The organism is Mesorhizobium sp. CA12 (assembly GCF_020165255.1).
In the GTDB taxonomy this organism is placed as follows: domain Bacteria; phylum Pseudomonadota; class Alphaproteobacteria; order Rhizobiales; family Rhizobiaceae; genus Mesorhizobium.
The window spans coordinates 29,130-46,304 of sequence record NZ_JAIUHT010000015.1; the positions used below are offsets into that span (position 1 = coordinate 29,130).

16 protein-coding genes are annotated in these 17,175 nt (G+C 64.9%); 6 read left to right on the top strand and 10 right to left on the bottom strand.

Annotated elements, in window-relative coordinates:
* Positions 1-5: 5 nt before the first annotated feature.
* From LB520_RS22575 to LB520_RS22615, 8 genes are all read right to left on the bottom strand, one after another.
* On the bottom strand, positions 6-1,115 hold the full coding sequence (locus tag LB520_RS22575) for an ABC transporter ATP-binding protein (RefSeq protein WP_224639438.1): 1,110 nt from the start codon (positions 1,113-1,115) through the stop codon (positions 6-8).
* Complete coding sequence (locus LB520_RS22580; protein ID WP_140838974.1) at positions 1,112-1,912, bottom strand: ABC transporter permease; 801 nt, start codon at positions 1,910-1,912, stop codon at positions 1,112-1,114. The genes LB520_RS22575 and LB520_RS22580 overlap by 4 nt, the downstream gene beginning before the upstream one ends.
* A gap of 1 nt (position 1,913) precedes the next feature.
* Positions 1,914-2,774, bottom strand: coding sequence for an ABC transporter permease (locus LB520_RS22585; RefSeq protein WP_140838972.1), 861 nt, complete (start codon positions 2,772-2,774; stop codon positions 1,914-1,916).
* Between the two features lie 68 nt (positions 2,775-2,842).
* Positions 2,843-3,847, bottom strand: a complete 1,005-nt coding sequence (locus LB520_RS22590; protein ID WP_224639439.1) for an ABC transporter substrate-binding protein — start codon at positions 3,845-3,847, stop codon at positions 2,843-2,845.
* A gap of 61 nt (positions 3,848-3,908) precedes the next feature.
* Entirely contained in the window at positions 3,909-5,384 is a 1,476-nt protein-coding gene (locus tag LB520_RS22595) for an aldehyde dehydrogenase (protein WP_224639440.1), read from the bottom strand.
* Complete coding sequence (locus LB520_RS22600; protein ID WP_224625593.1) at positions 5,381-6,433, bottom strand: LLM class flavin-dependent oxidoreductase; 1,053 nt, start codon at positions 6,431-6,433, stop codon at positions 5,381-5,383. Before LB520_RS22600 ends, LB520_RS22595 begins: the two co-directional genes overlap by 4 nt.
* 5 nt (positions 6,434-6,438) lie before the next feature.
* Positions 6,439-8,247 carry an alpha/beta fold hydrolase gene (locus LB520_RS29315; protein ID WP_318012124.1) on the bottom strand — a complete coding sequence of 603 codons (1,809 nt, stop codon included), beginning with the start codon at positions 8,245-8,247 and terminating at the stop codon, positions 6,439-6,441.
* A complete protein-coding gene (locus LB520_RS22615) occupies positions 8,240-8,827 on the bottom strand; it encodes an amino acid synthesis family protein (RefSeq protein ID WP_224639441.1) in 588 nt (195 codons plus the stop codon). The genes LB520_RS29315 and LB520_RS22615 overlap by 8 nt, the downstream gene beginning before the upstream one ends.
* 139 nt (positions 8,828-8,966) lie before the next feature.
* Here LB520_RS22615 and LB520_RS22620 point away from each other — a divergent pair, with 139 nt between their 5' ends.
* A complete protein-coding gene (locus LB520_RS22620; protein WP_140838959.1) occupies positions 8,967-9,641 on the top strand; it encodes a GntR family transcriptional regulator in 675 nt (224 codons plus the stop codon).
* A 15-nt stretch (positions 9,642-9,656) separates the two neighbouring features.
* On the opposite strand, the gene LB520_RS22625 is transcribed toward LB520_RS22620, so the two are convergent.
* On the bottom strand, positions 9,657-10,688 hold the full coding sequence (locus LB520_RS22625; RefSeq protein WP_224639442.1) for a hydroxyacid dehydrogenase: 1,032 nt from the start codon (positions 10,686-10,688) through the stop codon (positions 9,657-9,659).
* A 145-nt stretch (positions 10,689-10,833) separates the two neighbouring features.
* Here LB520_RS22625 and LB520_RS22630 point away from each other — a divergent pair, with 145 nt between their 5' ends.
* The 5 genes from LB520_RS22630 (at position 10,834) to LB520_RS22650 (ending at position 15,710) form a co-directional block, all read left to right on the top strand.
* Complete coding sequence (locus tag LB520_RS22630; RefSeq protein ID WP_224609906.1) at positions 10,834-11,910, top strand: LacI family DNA-binding transcriptional regulator; 1,077 nt, start codon at positions 10,834-10,836, stop codon at positions 11,908-11,910.
* Between the two features lie 60 nt (positions 11,911-11,970).
* The gene (locus tag LB520_RS22635; protein WP_224522932.1) at positions 11,971-12,960 is read left to right on the top strand and encodes a substrate-binding domain-containing protein; all 990 of its coding nucleotides are present in this window, start codon (positions 11,971-11,973) and stop codon (positions 12,958-12,960) included.
* A gap of 134 nt (positions 12,961-13,094) precedes the next feature.
* A complete protein-coding gene (locus tag LB520_RS22640) occupies positions 13,095-14,081 on the top strand; it encodes an ABC transporter permease (protein ID WP_224639443.1) in 987 nt (328 codons plus the stop codon).
* On the top strand, positions 14,078-14,854 hold the full coding sequence (locus tag LB520_RS22645; RefSeq protein ID WP_224639444.1) for an ATP-binding cassette domain-containing protein: 777 nt from the start codon (positions 14,078-14,080) through the stop codon (positions 14,852-14,854). The genes LB520_RS22640 and LB520_RS22645 overlap by 4 nt, the downstream gene beginning before the upstream one ends.
* A 1-nt stretch (position 14,855) precedes the next feature.
* Positions 14,856-15,710 carry a sugar phosphate isomerase/epimerase family protein gene (locus LB520_RS22650; RefSeq protein WP_224639445.1) on the top strand — a complete coding sequence of 285 codons (855 nt, stop codon included), beginning with the start codon at positions 14,856-14,858 and terminating at the stop codon, positions 15,708-15,710.
* A gap of 4 nt (positions 15,711-15,714) precedes the next feature.
* Here LB520_RS22650 and LB520_RS22655 read toward each other — a convergent pair whose 3' ends face one another.
* Positions 15,715-17,160, bottom strand: coding sequence for an aldehyde dehydrogenase (locus LB520_RS22655; RefSeq protein WP_224639446.1), 1,446 nt, complete (start codon positions 17,158-17,160; stop codon positions 15,715-15,717).
* Between the last annotated feature and the right edge of the window lie 15 nt (positions 17,161-17,175).

Below are 17,175 nucleotides of genomic sequence, written 5' to 3' on the forward strand. Positions count from 1 at the left end.
GACCGTTAATACGTCACCTCCTTGCTCGGGGTTTTGCTCGAGGCAGGAAATAGGAAGGCGCCGGCAGGATCGAAGAATATCTGCCGCCTGCCCAGCGAGGCATCATGCGTTGCCGCTGCCGAAGATGTCGGCCGGATGTCGATTTCCTGTCCAGCGCTCGTGCGCGCGACAATACGCCGGCGCTCGCCGTAGAAGGCGACATCGACGATCTCGACCGAAAGCTCCGCATTGTTCGGCGAGCGCTCCAGGCGAAATGCTTCGGGCCTGATCATCAGCCTGGTTTTCTGTCCGGGCGCGAAGCTGCCATTGGCATTTATGCCGGAGACAAGCGCGCCGTCCGCGAGGCGGATGGTCGAGGCGCCGCCCACCGTTTCCAGATGCTCGGCTGCGAGGAAATTCGAGTTGCCGATGAACCCGGCAACAAAATCGGTTGCGGGCCTAAGGTAGAGGTCTTCGCCGGTGCCGATCTGTTCGATGCGGCCATCCCTGAAGAGGGCGATGCGGTCCGACAGATGCAGCGCTTCTTCCTGATCGTGGGTGACGTAAAGGATGGTGACGCCGGTTTCGCGATGGATGCGTCGGATCTCGGCCTGGATCTCCTCGCGCAGCTTCTTGTCCAGTGCCGACAATGGTTCGTCCATCAGCAGGATCGGCGGATCATACGCCAGCGCACGGGCAAGCGCGACGCGCTGCTGCTGACCGCCCGAGAGAGCCGCGGGCAGACGCTCGGCGAAGCTTTCCAGCCGCACCAGGGAGAGCATGTCGGCGACCTTGCGCCTGACCTCGGTCTCAGGCCGGCGGCGGACGCGAAGCGGGAAGGCGACGTTTTCGGCGACGCTCAGATGCGGGAACAGCGTGTAGCGCTGAAAAACCATGCCGATGTTGCGCTTGTGCGAAGGCACTGAAAGCAGCGACTTGCCCTGCAGCAGCACGTCGCCGGAGGTCGGATCCTGGAAGCCGGCGATGGCATAGAGCGTGGTCGACTTGCCGGAACCGGACGGCCCGAGGAAGGTCAGGAATTCGCCCTTCGGAATATCCAGCGTCAAATCATGAACGGCGGTGAAGGCACCGAACGCCTTGCGCAATTTGCGGATCGAGAGAAAGGGTTGGGTCATGTCTGCAGCTTTCGGCGCAAGAGTGCCGTCACGATCATCAGGGCCAGCGTGAGCGCGACCAGCAGACTGGAGGCGGCGGCGATGACGGGGGTGAGGTCGGAGCGGAGACTCCCCCAGATCTTGACCGGCAAGGTCTGCAAAGTGGGGCTCGCCATGAAGATCGCCACCACCACCTCGTCCCATGAAGCCAGGAAGGAAAAGATCGCGGCGGAGAAGATGCCGATGCGGATCGACGGCAGAGTGATCCTGAGCTTGGCCTGCAGCGGGCTGGCGCCGCAGACGATGGCCGCATCCTCGATCGACTTGTCGAAGCCTTCCAGAGCTGTCGCGATCGGAATGATCGCGAAGGGCAGCGCCAATACGGTGTGGGCGACGACGAAGCCGATGGTGGTGCCGCCGAGGCCAAGCCGCAGGAAGAAGGCGTAGATGGCGATGGCGAAAACGACAACCGGCAGCACCATTGGCGTGAGCAGCAGCCCGCGCAGGACTTCGCGGCCGCGGAACGTGCCGCGAACCAGCGCGAAGGAGGCGAGCAGGCCGATGGTGACGGCCAGGATAGCGGTCATCGTGGCGATGCGGGCGCTCGTCAGCGCGGCCTCGATCCACGACGGATCTGCAAACAGTTCCTGATACCATTTCAATGTCCAGCCGGGCGGCGGGAAGGCAAGCCAGCGTGACGAGCCGAAGGACAGCAGCACGATGAACACCACGGGCAGCAGCAGGAAGGCGGCGACCAGCGCGGTGAAGGCGAGCAGTGCTGCCTTCAACCAGCCGAGGCGGTCATAGTCGAGCAGCATCTCAGGTGCCTCCCGCCGCGCGTTTTGACCCGACCAGGCGCAGCTGCAATGCATAAAGCGCCATGGTGACGACGAGCAGGATGAAGGCGGCAGCACTCCCCAGGCCCCAGTTGAGCAGTGACTGGATCATCTGCGCGATCATTTCAGCGAGCATCATGTTCGACGTGCCGCCGAGCAGCGCCGGCGTGACGAAATAGCCGAGCGACATGACGAAGACCATCAGGCCGCCGGCGGCGATGCCGGGCAGAGACAGCGGCAACAGGATGCGCCTGAAGGCGGCGAGCGGGCTGGCACCACAAAGGGCGGCTGCGCGCAAAGTCATCGGATCGATGGCGCGCAAGGTGCCGACCAGCGGCAGGATCATGAAGGGCAGCATGATGTAGACCATGCCGATGGTGACGCCGGTGAGATTGTTGATCAGCGGCAGTGGCTGATCGATTATGCCGGCGCCCATCAGCGCCCGGTTGATGACGCCGGTGCGCTGCAAGAGCACCATCCAGGCATAGGTGCGGGTCAAGAGGTTCGTCCACATCGAAAGGATGATGATGCCGAACAGGATCGAGCCGAGCGCCGGCGGCATGATCGCCAGCATCCAGGCGACCGGAAAACCGACGGCCACGGTGACGACGGTGACGACAAAGGCGACGAGGAAAGTGTTGAAGAACACCCGCGCATAGGTGCCGTCGCCCAGCAGCGCCGCATAGTTCTGAAGGCCTGGAGCGGGGTCGGTGACGCTGCGCAGCAGGAGCGCCAGCACCGGCACTCCGAAAAAGAGCCCGATCAGGATCAACGCCGGAAGCAGGCCGCCGAGGCCTGCCGGTATTCGAGGGCTTGCGACCCCTTGCTGTGCTTCCACCGACATGACGGTAATCCCGGATTGGGATCGGGACGGCGAGCGCCGTCCCGATCCTTGTCACGAAAGGACGGCGTCTACTTTGCCTGCCAGGCGTACCAGCGTGTGGCGATCTCGTCGCGATGCTCGGCCCAGTAGTTCATGTCGAGATTGATCTGTCCGTCGACATGCGCGTCGGGCAAGCCCTTGGCCACGTCGGCGGGCATTTCGGCCTTGGCCTTGGTATTGATCGGCGCGTAGCCGCTCGCCTCGGCAAATTTCGCCTGGCCGGTCGGGCTGGTCGCGGCGGCGAGGAACTTCATGGCGCCGTCCTTGTTCTTGGCGCCCTTCGGCACCACTAGGACGTCGGCGGCGGTGAGGTTCTGGTTCCAGGACACGCCGACATCGGCGCCGTCCTTCTCGAGCGCGAAGACGCGGCCGTTCCAGAGCTGGCCGAAGGCGGCCTCGCCGGAGGCGATCAGCTGCTGCGATTCGGCGCCGCCGCCCCACCAGACGATGTCCGACTTGATGGTGTCGAGCTTCTTGAAGGCGCGGTCGAGGTCGAGCGGATAGAGCTTGTCGGCCGGCACGCCGTCGGCGAGCAGCGCGATCTCGATCACGCCCGGCGCCGACCATTTGTAAAAGGTGCGCTTGCCCGGAAACTTCTTGGTGTCGAACATGTCCGCCCAGCTTGCCGGCTCACCGGAGACGGCGCCCTTGTTCCAGGCGAGCACGAAGGAATAGTAAAAGCTGCCGACGGCGTTCTCATTGCTGAAGCGGGGGTCGAGATCGGCCTTCGGCACGACGGCGAAGTCGATCGGCTCGAGCAACCCGTCCTTGGCCGCCTTGATGGCGAAATCCATCTCGACGTCGACGACGTCCCAGGTGACGTTCTTGGCGTCGACCATCGCCTTCAGCTTGCCGTAGTCGGTCGGCCCGTCCTGCAGCACCTTGATGCCCGAAGAGGCGGTGAAAGGCTCGGCCCAGGATTTGGTCTGGGCTTCCTGCGTCGTCCCGCCCCAGCTGGTGAACACCATTTCATCGGCCTTCGCGGCCGTGGTCGCCATCAGTCCGGCAAGGATGCCGGCGAAAATCAGTTTCATGTCGTTCTCCTCTGATTGGTTGTTCCGTTTCTTGTTCTTGTCTGCACCTCGCCATGCCTTCTCAGCGCATGACGAACGGATCGGGGATCGGGTCGTCGGAGGTGCGTATCCACACCGATTTCGAGCGCGTGTAATCGCGGATGGCGTCGATGCCGCCTTCGCGACCGAGACCCGAAAGGCCGTAGCCGCCGAAGGGGACCAGCGGCGAGACGGCCCGGTAGGTGTTGACCCAGACGACGCCGGCATGGACGCCGCGGGCCATGCGATGCGCCTTAGCCAGATTTGAGGTGAAGACACCGGAAGCGAGCCCGAATGGCGTGTCGTTGGCTAAAGCCAGCGCTTCAGCCTCGCTGTCGAAGGCAAGCACACTCAGCACCGGACCGAACAGCTCTTCGCGCACGCAGGCGAGAGTCTGGTCCTGCGCCTCTATGATGGTCGGCGCGTAGTAGTATCCGTTGGCCTTGCCCTTCGGCCGCGCGCCGCCGGTGACCAGTCGGCCGCCTGCCGCCACGCTCTCCGCCACAATCGCCTCGATCCTTTCGCGCTGGCCCGCCGTCGCCAGCGGACCCATCTCGGTCGCGGGATCCTGCGGGTCGCCGATGACGATGGCTTCCGCCTTGCGGTTCAGACGGGAAAGGAAATCGTCCTTGACCGAACGCTCGACCAGAAGCCGCGAGCCCGCGACGCAGCTCTGGCCCGTGGCGGCGAAAATACCGGCCACTACTGCATTGGCGGCGCTGTCGAGATCGGCGTCGGCGAAGACGACGACCGGGCTTTTGCCACCGAGCTCGAGCGTGGTGTAGGCGAGGTTCTCGGCAGTGTTGGCGACGATCCGGCGCGCGGTTGAAGGACCGCCGGTGAAGGCGACGCGGGCGACGAGGGGATGGCTGGTTAGGCGGTGCCCGCAATCATGGCCGAAGCCGGTGAGGATGTTGACGCTGCCGGCAGGGAAGCCGGCCTCATGGACGAGCTCGGCGAAAGCCAGCAGCGGCGCCGGCCCATCCTCGGAGGCCTTGAGAACGACGGTGCAGCCGGCTGCCAGAGCCGGGCCGAGCTTGACCGCCGACAGGAAGAGCTGCGAGTTCCACGGTACGACGGCGGCAACGACGCCGATCGGCTCGGGCCGCACCGTGACTTCCATGTCGGCCTTGTCGATCGGGATGAAGGCGCCTTCATGCTTGTCGGCCAGCCCGCCATAATAGCGGTAGTAGTCGCCGACATAGGCGATCTGCGCGCGCGTCTCGCGGATGATTTTGCCGGTGTCGCGCGTTTCCAGCTCGGCCAGGCGGCTGGCATTGGCGGCGACGAGATCGCCGAGCCTGACCAGCAGTTTTCCACGCGCCGTCGCTGTCATCGATGCCCACGGACCGGAACGTAGCGCCCGGTGCGCGGCCTCCACGGCGCGGTCGACATCGGCAACGGAAGCGGCGGGCATCGTCGCCCAGGGCAAGGCCGTTGACGGATCGATGCTGTCGAAGGTGGAGGACGCTTCGGCGAACTGGCCGTCTATGTAGTTCCTGAAGGCGGTGCTGCTCATCGCGACTGCGCCTCCTGGAAAGCCGGCATCACCTTGTCGATGAACAGCTGCAGCGATTTCTTCTTGCGCTCATGCGAAAGGCCGCTGTCGATCCAGATCGAATACTGGTCGTAGCCCTGCGCCTCGTAGGTCTTCAGCCTGGCGATCACCTCGTCGGCCTCGCCGATGACCAGGTTTTGCCGGATCTTGTCCGGCGCGTATTGGGGCATGGCCGCGATCTCTTCCTCGGTCAGCGGCTCGAGAACGCCCTGGCGGACGGGTTTCTTGTTCTGGAACCAGGCGCCGAACTGGCAGTAGAACTGCGAGAGGTCCTGGGTCAGTCGGTCGGCGTCGGCGGCATCTTCGGCCACGAAAGTGTGCATCAAGAGCATGATCTGCGGCCGCGGGATGTCCGGGTGCGCCTGGCAGGCAGCATTGAAGCGCTCCATCAGGCTCGCCACCTCGCTATCGCCGGAGGCAAGCGGCGTCACCTGCACCTGGCATCGGTTGGCGACGGCGAAATCGTGCGAATTCGGGTCGCGCGCGGCCACCCAGATCGGCGGGGAGGGTTTTTGCAAGGGCTTGGGGGAGGAGGTGGTCGGCGGGAACTGCCAGAACTCGCCGGAATGCTCGTAGTCGCCGTCCCAGAGGTCGCGGATCGCCGGTATCATCTCGCGCATGCGCTGGCCGGCGCCCCACGCATCCAGTCCCGGGAAGACGCGCTGATACTCATAGCTGTAGGCGCCGCGCGCGATGCCCAGATCCAGCCGACCGCCGGTGATGACATCGGCCATCGCCGCTTCGCCGGCGAGCTTGATCGGATGCCAGAACGGCGCGATGATCGTGCCGGTGCCAAGACGGATGGTTTTCGTCTTGGCGGCGAGATAGGCGATGTTGATGAAGGGATTCGGCGAGATGGTGAATTCCATCCCGTGATGCTCGCCAATCCAGGCCGTCTCGAAGCCGGCCTGCTCCGCCAGCAGCACCAGTTCTTCAAGTTCCGTAAGCAATTCGGAATGCGGCTTGGCGAGATCCGAGCGCTCCATATGGACGAAAAGGGAAAATTTCATCGGTCTCACCGGTGGCCGGAATGGATTGGGCCGGAATGGCTTGGCGTCGACGGCGCCGGCCTTGCGAGCGGCCGGACCTCGCCTTCGACCTCGTTGCCGACATAGACGCCGAACGTGTCTTCGGCGCGCTCGCGCGCGTAGCGGGCGAGCATCGAACGCACTGCTGGATCGGCGATCTTCAATTCGGCGATGCGTTCGATCTCGACAAACCGGATCTGGCCGTCGCCGGAGACGGGGGCGTCCACCGTCCCGCGATAGTAGACGTGCGTGCGGGCAGCGTCCGTCGCGTCGTCCCACACTGCGTAAAGGAAGCCGAGCTCGGCATCAATCGCCTTGGCGGCAAGTTTTCCCCTGAGGCTGCGGGCATCGTTCGCGGCACCGAGACCGCGACCGGCCGGCAATTGGTAGGATCCCTCGGCAGTCTCGAAGAAGAGGACGCGGCCTTCTTTCTCGAGAATCGCGCCGACCTCGGTTCCGGGGGGAGCGCTCGCCGCCAGCGCCTCCTGGCTAAGCCCCGGCGTGACATAGGCGCCCCGGCAGTAGCCGAGAGGCTGGGCACCATTGTGGCTGAAGTCATGGACGCGGCCGATGAGGATCGAATGGTCACCGGCATCGACCAATTGCTCCATGCCGCAATCGAACACCGCAACTGATCCCTCGATCAGCGGATTGCCGGTCTGCCCGGGCTGCCATGCCACGGAGGCGAATTTGTCCGCGGTCTTTGAGGCGAAGACACCGGACGCGGCTTTCTGGGCTTCCGACAGGACGTTGATGGCAAAGCCTCTCGAAGTCGAGAAGGCCTGATGCCCCAGCGCCTTCTTGGCAATGCAGACCAGCACCAGTGGCGGGTCGAGCGAGACGGAGGTGAAGGAGTTGGCGGTGAAGCCGCGCGCATCGCCAGCCTCGTCGATCGTGGTGACGATGGTGACGCCGGTCAGGAAGGAGCCGAGCGCGCGTCGAAATTCCATGGCGTCGAATGCGGGACCGGCCTCCGCGCCTGCGGAAGCACTCGACGCCTCGTCGAGAAAGTTCATTATCCGTTGAGTCACTTTTTGCGGCGAAGCGATTGTCATCATGTGCTTTTCGCCATTCAGCACCAAGCACCGCCCCGCCGGCGCAAGCCGCGCCATCGCCGCTGACATGGCGGGTGTCGAGTTGCGATCCTCCGAGCCGGTCATGAACAGCGCGGGTGCGGCAAGGTCGGCCAGGTGATCGGTGTGCGCGGTGTCGGCGCTGGCAAAGAGGCGGTAGGTGCGGGCATAGCCTTCGGCGTCGACGCTTTCGAGCGCGGCGCGGGCCGTCGCGGCCGCGTCTGAAAGAGCCGGCGGAATCGGGTTGCCGAACCAGCGGGCGATCGTGGCGGCGATGGCCGACGGATCGCCGGGCCGGCCAAGCGCTGCCGCCCGTTCGCGCACCGCCTGCGCGAGCTCGGGCGGGCGACGGAAGACGGCGTTGAGACAGACGATGGCGCTGATGCGCGACGGGGCGCGAAGCGCGATTTCCTGTGCGACAAGCGCGCCCATCGAGTGGCCGATGACAGCGACGTGGGCAAGGCCGAGATGATCAAGCAGGCGGATCGCCTGATCGGCGAAGTCCGACAGGCGGGCGTTCTCCGGCGGCAGGGGCGAAGAACCGTGGCCGAGTATGTCGATGGCGATCACGTCGAAGCGGTCCTGCATCGCGGCGATCTGGGGCTGCCAGATCGCGGCATCCATGCCGACGCCGTGGATGAGCAGGACCGGCGCGCCCGAACCGGCGCGGATGAAGCCGGTGCCGTCGGGCGCCTTGCTGCGGATCGTCGCGGCGTCAGCCATGCAGATCTCCGAGCTCCTTCAGATCCTGGTAGCGGTCGCCGATCCGGTGATGCGGGCGGCCGCCGATGGACGCGCCGAGCGCCACCACCAGCTCGTCCGGCGCGGGCGCGTCGCCGATCTGGAAATGCACGGTCAGGTAATGCGAGCGGCGGCCTTCGTCGTTCTTGTCCATCAGCGGGATCATGATCGGCGTGTTCGGACCGCCACGCAGATTGGTGAAGGCGAGATAGGTCTTGGCGCCGACGGCCCGGCGATAGTGATTGCCGAAATGCAGCGTGTGGATCAGCGCCGACGCATGCTCGACCTCACCCGACGTGCCGCAAATGGCGGCCTTGCCGTAGCCTTCGATGACCTCGCCCGCGCCTGCCGCGCCGATAATCTCATTGGTCAGCGTTTCGCCGAGCACCGGCGCGAAAGCGCGGATCTCGGGGGAGAGGTCCTCGATGAAGCCGCGGCCTGCCCATGGGTTGGTGAGCACCGCGGCGACGCCGATCAGACGCAGCGGCCGCGGGGCCGTCTTGCCGCCCTCGATCAGGGTGTTCTCGGTATAGGTGACGATCTTGCGGATGGCCGGCTGCATGAAATTCCTCAGGATGGGAGCCGCTCGGGGCCCATCGATTTCTGTATCGTCTTATGGTATACCATGCTATGGAGTGCCATGCGTCTTGTCAATCGGTCATGGAATCGGTTTTTGTGACGAGGCTAAGGATTCAGGAAAAATGGCTGACACGCTTCGCATAGACCGCTCCGCCAAAACGTTGAGGACGCTGGCGCTGGAGCGCATGCGCGAGGCGATCATGGATTTCCATTTCCAGCCCGGCGAAAGGCTGGTCGAGCGGCCGCTATGCGACCAGCTCGGGGTCAGCCGTTCGGTCGTGCGCGAGGTGCTGCGGCAGTTGGAGGCCGAAGGCCTGGTGCAGATGATACCTGGACATGGGCCGGCCGTGGCGAAGCCTGATCTTGGCCGGACCGACGAGATCTACGAGTTGCGCGCGCTGCTGGAGGGCATTGCGGCGAAGGCCTGCGCCACATCGGCCACCGACGGTCAGATCGCGCTGCTCGATGCGGCGCTGGCAAAGCTGCTCGAGGCGTGGGCGTCGGGCGTGCCGGCCGAGGTGATGCGGGCGACGGCGAGCTTCTATGAGGTGCTCTTTGAAGCCGCCGACAAGCGCATAGCTTGGGAGATCGTCACCGGTCTCAACGTCCGCATCAACCAGCTGCGTTCGATGACAATCCTGTCGCAGAACCGCCGCGAGCCGGCGATCGCCGAAATGCAGGCGATCATGGATGCGATCCGTTCGCGCAAGCCGGAAGCGGCGGAGGCGGCGGCGCGGCGGCATGTGGAGACGGCCTGGCAAATCGCGCGCGACGCGCTTCGGCTCGGGACGCTTTAGGCAGCCTGCTCGAAACTAATTCCTGTCGACCGGCTTGGAGCGCATGCGCGAAACCGTCTCGCGCTCGGCGCGCTTGGAGCGCAGCGGCGGCAGGCCGCGGTCGATGAGGTCCATGTCCTCCAGCACCATGTCGCCCATGCGCTTGAAGGCGATATCGAGCGCGCCGGCGCGATGCGCCGAACGCAGGAAGCCGGGCAGGGTGCGGACGGGATGGTCCTTTGCCAGCGGCTCCTCCGGGAAGACGTCGCTCGCGGCGACGATGTGGCCGCTCTTCACCGCTTGCATCAATGCCGGGAAATCGACGACGCCGGCGCGGCTGAGCAGGATGAAGGCCGCGCCCTTGCGCATCCTGGCAAAGGCGTCGGCGCCCAGGAAACCTTCATTCTCGCTGGTGACGGAAGCAACGACGAAGACGAAATCGCTTTGCGACAGCACCTCGTCCAGCGAGGCCGGCTCGACGCCATTGTCGATCAGGATCGATGGCGGCAGCCATGGATCAAAAACTTTCGTGCGGGTGCGGAAGCCGGTCAGCAGGCGGTTGAGTGCGCGGCCGAGATCGCCGAAGCCGATGATGCCGACATCGGCGCCGGAAAGCAGGCGTGCGGTCTGGTTGCCGTCGCCGCCCCACAATTCCTTGCCCTGCCGGAAAGCGAGGTCGGCGTCGACGATGTTTCTGGCAAGGTTCAGCGCCATGGCCAGGCCGAGCTCCGCGACCGGCTCGGCAAAGACCAGGCCGGTGGTGACGACATGGATGCCGCGCGCAAACAGCGTCTCATAAGGCATGTTGTTGAGCAGGTTGGTCTCCACGTTGAAGATGCAGCGCAGCGCCTTCAGCTTCTCCAGCGTGTCAGCCGAAATCGGCGGCTGGCCGATGATAAAGCGCGCCTCGGCCAGGGTTTCGGCGGGCAGGGCGGCAACGCCTTCCGGGGTGGTCTCGACAATGCGATAGTGTTTGCGCAGGCGCGCCAGCTGTGGCGGCGTGAAGATGAGCTCCAATGTGCGCGGTTCGGGCGCGCTGATGACCAGCGGCAAGGCTTTGTCGGGCATGTTTTTCCTCCGGGCGCGATTGGATCGCGTCAATCACTTCTTTCCAGTCTTACTCCCGGTGAAACGATTTACAAGAACGAAAAATCGATTTATCGATTACAATAGCGAGGCAGAAAATCGGCTGCCTGCCCTCGGGAAGAGGTCAATGGCACAACACCAAACCCGGCAGCGGCGTCCGTCGATCCACGACGTGGCAAGCCATGCCGGTGTGTCCGCGGCCACCGTCTCCAAGGTGCTGGCCGGTGTCACCACGGTCAAGCCGGAAAACGCGCAGCGTGTGTTCGATGCCGTCGAGCATCTGGGCTATCGCGTCGATCCTTTAGCCTCCGATATGCGCAGGGCCAAGCGCCGCATCATCGGCGCCATCATGCCCGAGTTCGAGAGCGAGTTCTTCGGTCAGATGGTCACCGAGCTCGAAGGCCTTGCCGAGCAGCGCGGCTACACACTAGTCGCCGCGTCGAGCCGTGAATCGGAGGCGCGCGAGAAGGAAATCCTTGCCCGCATGCATGACTGGCGCGTTGCGGGCGTCGTGCTGGCGCCTGTGCGCAACGAGCATGGTCCGGCGGCCGCCTTCATGAAAGCCCACGGCATGACCGGCGTGCTGATCGACCGCGTCTTGTCCGACGACGCTTTCGACACGGTCTCGGCCGACAGCGCTGCAGCCAGCGCCGAGGTCGCGCGGATGCTGATCGGCAATGGGCACAGTCATATCCTGGTCATCGGCCTTGCGGAGCAGGCGGCGACGGTGCGCGCGCGCCTGGAAGGTTTTCGCAGCCAGGCGCTGGCGCTCAACCCATCGGTGCGCATCGACGTCATCACCTCGGAAGTCAGCGTCGAGCCGCTGCGATCCTCGCTGCGCGATTACTTTGCCAGGGGAGAGCGGCCGACCGCCGTCTATTCGCTGCTTTTGAAGGGCACGCTCGTCGCGCTGTCCGAGTTCCGCCGGCGTGGCTGGCATTGCCCGAACGACATCTCGCTGGTCGGCTTCGACGATGCCGAATGGATGCAGGTGACATGGCCGGCGATCGCCGCCGTGGTGCAGCCGGTGCACCGGATTGCCAGCGAGGCGATGAACCTTTTGTTTCGCAGGGTCGAGGGTGATGTGGGACCACCCACGGCGCGGCTCGAGCCCTGCCAGGTGTTGATGCGGGAATCCGTTGGCTCGCCAGGCAGCGGTCCGCATTCCGGGGGAGGAGACCGACAACAGCCCCCATTGTCGTGAGCGGAAGCATGCGCCGGCCCTGGCCGTGGCATCCGGCGCCAAGGATCAACGGAGGATAGAATGATATCGCATTTCCCAAGGATAAATCGATTTACCCTTGCCGTGGGCGTCGCGCTTGCGTTTTCCGCCGTCGGCGTTGCCAAGGCCGAGGACGGCGAATATGGCGTGCTGATGAAGACACTGGCCAACCCGTTCTGGGGCGCGATGGCGCAGGGCGTCGCGGACGGCGCCAAGGAAGCCGGGGTTAAGTATTTCCAGCAGGCGGCCGAGAGCGATCAGGCAGCCGAACCGCAGCTGAACCTCTGCAACACCATGCTCGAGCGCAAGCCGGTGGCGATGATCACCGCGGCCATCAACTCGACCAACCTTTTGCCTTGCCTGAAGTCGGCGCAGGACGCCGGCATCAAGATCGTCGACCTCGACAACAATCTCGACCAGGCGGTGCTCGACAAGGAAGGCGTCAAGGTCACCTTCCATATCGGCTCCGACAACATCGCCGCCGGCGCGCAGGGCGCGGAGTATCTCGCCAACAAGCTCGGCAAGGACGCCAAGGGTCCGGTGCTGGTGATCGAAGGCCTGTCCGGCAACATCACCGGCGAGAAGCGTGCCAAGGGTTTTGCCGACAAGCTGAAGGAGCTGGCGCCCGGCCTCGAAATCGTCGCTTCGCTGCCGGGCGACTGGGACCGCGGCAAGGCCGCTTCGATCGCCACCGACACGCTGACCGCGCATCCTGATCTCGTCGCCATCTTCTGCGCGAACGACGGCATGGCGCTTGGTGCAGTGGAATCGGTCTATGCGGCGGGCAAGGGTTCGCAGGTGACGATCATCGGCGTCGACGGCAATGTCGATGCGGTGAAATCGATCAAGGAAGGCCGCCTCAATGCCTCGGTGGCGCAGCTTCCCTATCTGGTCGGCAAGCAGGCGGTCGAGAACGTCAAGAAGGCGCTCGGCGGCGAGAAGGTTCCGGAAAGCATTGCCGTGCCGACTTTGGTGCTGACCAAGGACGTGCTCGACGCCGGCAAGGAGCCGATGCTGCAATATGTGAAGTGAGTAGGGAATAGGCAGTAGGCAGTAGGCAGTAGGGGAGACACGCGGGTTCGCACCGCTCAGATCGCTCTTATATTTCTCTACTGCCTAAGTCCTACTGCCTACTGCCTTACCGCCCTCTCTCAAGGTGCAAAGACATGGCTTCTGAACAGCCCGGCTTCTGGGCTCGGGTGCAGCGAGCATCCGTCGAAAGGCTCCACATCCGGCTGGAGTCGCTGGTGGTGCTTCTGGCGCTGAGCACGGCAATGGCGCTCCTGTCGCCCTATTTCCTGTCGCTCAGCAATTTCCTCAACATCCTGCTCGCGACCTCGACGATCGGCGTGCTGGCGATCGCCGCCACTTTCGTCATCGGTTCCGGCGGGCTCGATCTGTCGCTCGGCTCGGTCATGGGGCTTGCGGGCGTCGCAGGCGCTTTCGTGGCGGTCAATCTCGGCTGGCCGTCGGTCTTCGCAGTGGTCGCCTGCATCCTGGCCGGCGGGATCGCCGGCTACATCAACGGGCAACTGGTCACCCGCGCCTTCGTGCCGGCTTTCATCGTCACGCTCGGCATGCTGGGCCTGGCGCGCGGTCTGGCGCTGGTCATCTCGAAGGGCAGGGCGATCTACGGCCTGCCGCCCGAGATCGTCTATATCGGGCAGGGGCGGCCGTTCGGCGTCCCGATGCCGGTGATCATCCTGGTGCTGACGGCCATCGTCGCGCATGCGGTGCTCGCCTATACGCGTTTCGGCCGCCACACGCTGGCGCTGGGCGATAGCGAAGGTGCAGCGCGAGCCGCGGGCATCCGCGTCGAGCATCACCGCCGCATCATCTACACGCTGTCGGGCGCGCTTGCCGGGCTTGCCGGCCTGCTGTTCACAGCCCGCGTCAATGCCGGCGATCCGACCGCCGGCATCAATTACGAGCTCACCGCCATCACGGCGGCGATCATCGGCGGCACCAATCTGTTCGGCGGCCGCGCCTCGATCCTCGGCACCATGATCGGCGCGCTGATCATGGGCGTCTTGCAGAACGGGCTGACGCTGCTTGCCGTGCAATCCTATTACCAGCAGATGGCGATCGGCGCGGTGCTGATCCTCGCGGTTTTCATCGACCAATACCAGGTGCGGAAGGAGTCGCGGGTATGACCCTGCTTTCACTGCGCGGCATCCGCAAAAGCTTCGGCGCGGTCGATGTTTTGCATGGCGTCGACCTTTCGGTCGCAGCCGGCGAGGTGGTCGGGCTGGTCGGCGACAATGGCGCCGGCAAGTCGACGCTGATGAAGACCATCACCGGCATCTACCGTGCCGACACCGGCTCGATCGAATTCGACGGTAAGGACATACTGGCGCTGGATCCCGGCCAGCGCCGCCGGCTCGGCATCGAGATGATCTACCAGGATCTTTCTCTCGCCAAACAGCAGGACGTGGCCTCGAACATCTTCCTCGGACGCGAGCCAACGAAAAGGCTGTTCGGCCTGTTCCCCGGTTTTGTGGACAAAAGCGAGATGGATCGTCAGGCTGCGAAAATGATTGAGCGGCTGGGTGCGCATCTGCCGTCGATAAACCGGTCGGTCGGTTCGTTCTCCGGCGGCCAACAGCAGACGGTGGCGATCGCGCGCGCGCTCACCTTCGATCCGAAGCTCGTCATCATGGATGAGCCGACTGCGGCGCTGGCCGTGCGCGAGGTGCAGAGCGTGCTCGATCTCATCCGGCGGCTGAAGTCCGAAGGCATCGCCGTCATCCTGATTTCGCACCGGCTGAACGACGTGCTGTCGGTCACCGATCGCATCGTCGTGCTGCGCCACGGCAGGGCGGACGCCGACCTCGTCACCGCCAGGACCAACATGAACGAAGTCGTCAGCCGCATCGTCGGCGGCGGCGATACGGCCGCAGCGGCGGCGCATGAGCAACGAGGCTGACATGAACACGTTCGGACTGCATACTTTCGCCATCGCACCGGTCTGGGACCTCGCCCGCATCGAGCCGCAGGTGGACAGGCTCAAGGAATACGGCATCGGGCTGATGGAGATCCCTTTGCTTCGGCCTGAGGAGATCGACACCAAGCGGACGCGCAGCTTTGCCAATCACTATCGTGTTGAACTGGTCCCCTCGCTCGGCCTGCCGCGCGCGCTCGATGTGGTCGAACGGCCGGACGAGGCGCTGGATTTCCTCGAACCGGCTTTCCGGGTCTGCAATGAGGTCGGCGCCGAAGCGCTCGGCGGCGTCACCTACGGCACGATCGGCAAGACCACCGGCCGCGCGCCGACGCAAAGGGAAATCGACGGTATGTGCCGTTTCCTCGAACGCGCGGCGAAGGCGGCGAAGTCGCGCGGCCTGAAGCTCGGCATCGAGCCCTGCAACCGATACGAGACGCACCTGATCAACCGCGGCATCGACGCGGCAAAGATCATCGAGCGCATCGGCGCGCCCAACATCTTCATTCATCTCGACACCTACCACATGCATATCGAGGAGGAGAGCTTCGCTTCCGGTTTCGAGGCGGCGGCGCCCTATCTCGGCTATGTGCATGTGTCGGAAGCCAACCGCGGCGTGCCGGGACGAGGCATGCTCAACTGGGCGGCCTGCATGAAGGCCATCGCCGACATCGGCTACCAGGGCGCGATCACGCTCGAAAGCATGAACCATGTCGATGTCGACATCGCCGGCGGGCTCGCCGTCTGGCGGCCCGTGGCGGAAGATCCGCGCGACGTGATCGAGGTCGGCCTGCCGTTCTTGCGCGAGGAGGCGAGGAAGGCCGGGCTGACGCTGGGGTGAACCCTCAGAACGGGTAGTGCTGTCCGGGATCCTCGATCGTCACCCAGCGCAGGTCGGTGAATTCGGCGATCGATGCCTTGCCGCCGAAGCGGCCATAACCCGAGCCCTTGACGCCGCCGAAGGGCATCTGCGCCTCGTCGCCGACGGTCGGGCCGTTGATGTGGCAGATGCCGGCCTGGATGCGCGCGGCGACGGCCATGGCGCGGCGGATGTCGCGGCTGAACACGGCGGAGGACAGGCCGTATTCGGTGTCGTTGGCAACGCGCACCGCCTCGTCCTCGCCTTTCACGCGAATGACCGGCTTCACCGGACCGAACGACTCTTCCGAATAGACGCGCATCGCGGGCGTCACGTGGTCGAGGAGCGTCGCTTCCACCACCGTTCCTGTCCGCTTGCCGCCGGCCGCGAGCGTTGCGCCCTTCGCGGTCGCGTCGGCAATCAGCTCCTCCATCTTATCCGCCGCCTGGCTGCTGATCAGCGAGCCGAGCACGACATGACCGCGCGGGTCGCCGGCCGGAAGTTTGGAGGCACGCGCGGCAAGCTTGGCGACGAACTCGTCGGCGATCTTCTCGTCGACGATCAGGCGTTCGGTCGACATGCAGATCTGGCCCTGATGCATGAAGGCGCCGAAGGTCGCGGCATTCACGGCAGCGTCGATGTCGGCGTCGTCCAGCACGACCAGTGGCGCCTTGCCGCCGAGCTCGAGCAGCGCCGGCTTGAGGTGCCGCCCCGAGAGCTCGGCGATGATGCGGCCGACCTTGGTCGAGCCGGTGAAATTGACGCGCTTCACCGCCGGATGCGCGATCAGCGCCTCGACGATTGCCGCCGCGTCCTTCGGGTCGTTGGTGACGACATTGACGACGCCCTTGGGCAGGCCGGCCTCGACCAGCACCTGACCGATCAGGCGATGCGTGCCGGGGCATAGTTCGGAGGCCTTCAGCACCACCGTGTTGCCGCAGGCGAGCGGCATTGCGAGTGCGCGCGTGCCGAGGATGACCGGCGCGTTCCACGGCGCGATGCCGAGGCACACACCAGCCGGCTGGCGGATCGCCATGGCGAGCGTGCCCGGCTTGTCGGATGGAATAACCTCGCCGGAAATCTGCGTGGTCATCGCCGCCGCCTCGCGGAGCATGTTGGACGCCAGCATGACGTTGAAGCCCGCCCAGGGTCCGGTGGCGCCGGTCTCTTCCATCATCAGCTTGGTGAATTCCCCGACCTTCGAGGCCATGACGTCGGCCGCCTTCAGAAGCAGCATCCGGCGCTCGCCAGGTCCGGTCTTCGACCAGGCGTCGAAGGCTGCCGCCGCCGCATCTGCCGCGGCGTTGGCGTCGGCAATGCTTGCGGCGGCGGCGCGCGTCGCGAGCTTGCCGGTGAAGGGGTCCAGGCGCTCGTAAGAGGCTTTGCCGGTCGCCGCCCTTTCGTCGCCGTCAATCAGAAGTCCGATGTCCATGGGTTTCTCCCTCGC

Bases quoted from the DNA above. Each gene is read 5' to 3' on its own strand.
- LB520_RS22575 (WP_224639438.1), bottom strand. From the start codon at position 1,115: ATGACCCAACCCTTTCTCTCGATCCGCAAATTGCGCAAGGCGTTCGGT.
- LB520_RS22580 (WP_140838974.1), bottom strand. From the start codon at position 1,912: ATGCTGCTCGACTATGACCGCCTCGGCTGGTTGAAGGCAGCACTGCTC.
- LB520_RS22585 (WP_140838972.1), bottom strand. From the start codon at position 2,774: ATGTCGGTGGAAGCACAGCAAGGGGTCGCAAGCCCTCGAATACCGGCA.
- LB520_RS22590 (WP_224639439.1), bottom strand. From the start codon at position 3,847: ATGAAACTGATTTTCGCCGGCATCCTTGCCGGACTGATGGCGACCACG.
- LB520_RS22595 (WP_224639440.1), bottom strand. From the start codon at position 5,384: ATGAGCAGCACCGCCTTCAGGAACTACATAGACGGCCAGTTCGCCGAA.
- LB520_RS22600 (WP_224625593.1), bottom strand. From the start codon at position 6,433: ATGAAATTTTCCCTTTTCGTCCATATGGAGCGCTCGGATCTCGCCAAG.
- LB520_RS29315 (WP_318012124.1), bottom strand. From the start codon at position 8,247: ATGGCTGACGCCGCGACGATCCGCAGCAAGGCGCCCGACGGCACCGGC.
- LB520_RS22615 (WP_224639441.1), bottom strand. From the start codon at position 8,827: ATGCAGCCGGCCATCCGCAAGATCGTCACCTATACCGAGAACACCCTG.
- LB520_RS22620 (WP_140838959.1), top strand. From the start codon at position 8,967: ATGGCTGACACGCTTCGCATAGACCGCTCCGCCAAAACGTTGAGGACG.
- LB520_RS22625 (WP_224639442.1), bottom strand. From the start codon at position 10,688: ATGCCCGACAAAGCCTTGCCGCTGGTCATCAGCGCGCCCGAACCGCGC.
- LB520_RS22630 (WP_224609906.1), top strand. From the start codon at position 10,834: ATGGCACAACACCAAACCCGGCAGCGGCGTCCGTCGATCCACGACGTG.
- LB520_RS22635 (WP_224522932.1), top strand. From the start codon at position 11,971: ATGATATCGCATTTCCCAAGGATAAATCGATTTACCCTTGCCGTGGGC.
- LB520_RS22640 (WP_224639443.1), top strand. From the start codon at position 13,095: ATGGCTTCTGAACAGCCCGGCTTCTGGGCTCGGGTGCAGCGAGCATCC.
- LB520_RS22645 (WP_224639444.1), top strand. From the start codon at position 14,078: ATGACCCTGCTTTCACTGCGCGGCATCCGCAAAAGCTTCGGCGCGGTC.
- LB520_RS22650 (WP_224639445.1), top strand. From the start codon at position 14,856: ATGAACACGTTCGGACTGCATACTTTCGCCATCGCACCGGTCTGGGAC.
- LB520_RS22655 (WP_224639446.1), bottom strand. From the start codon at position 17,160: ATGGACATCGGACTTCTGATTGACGGCGACGAAAGGGCGGCGACCGGC.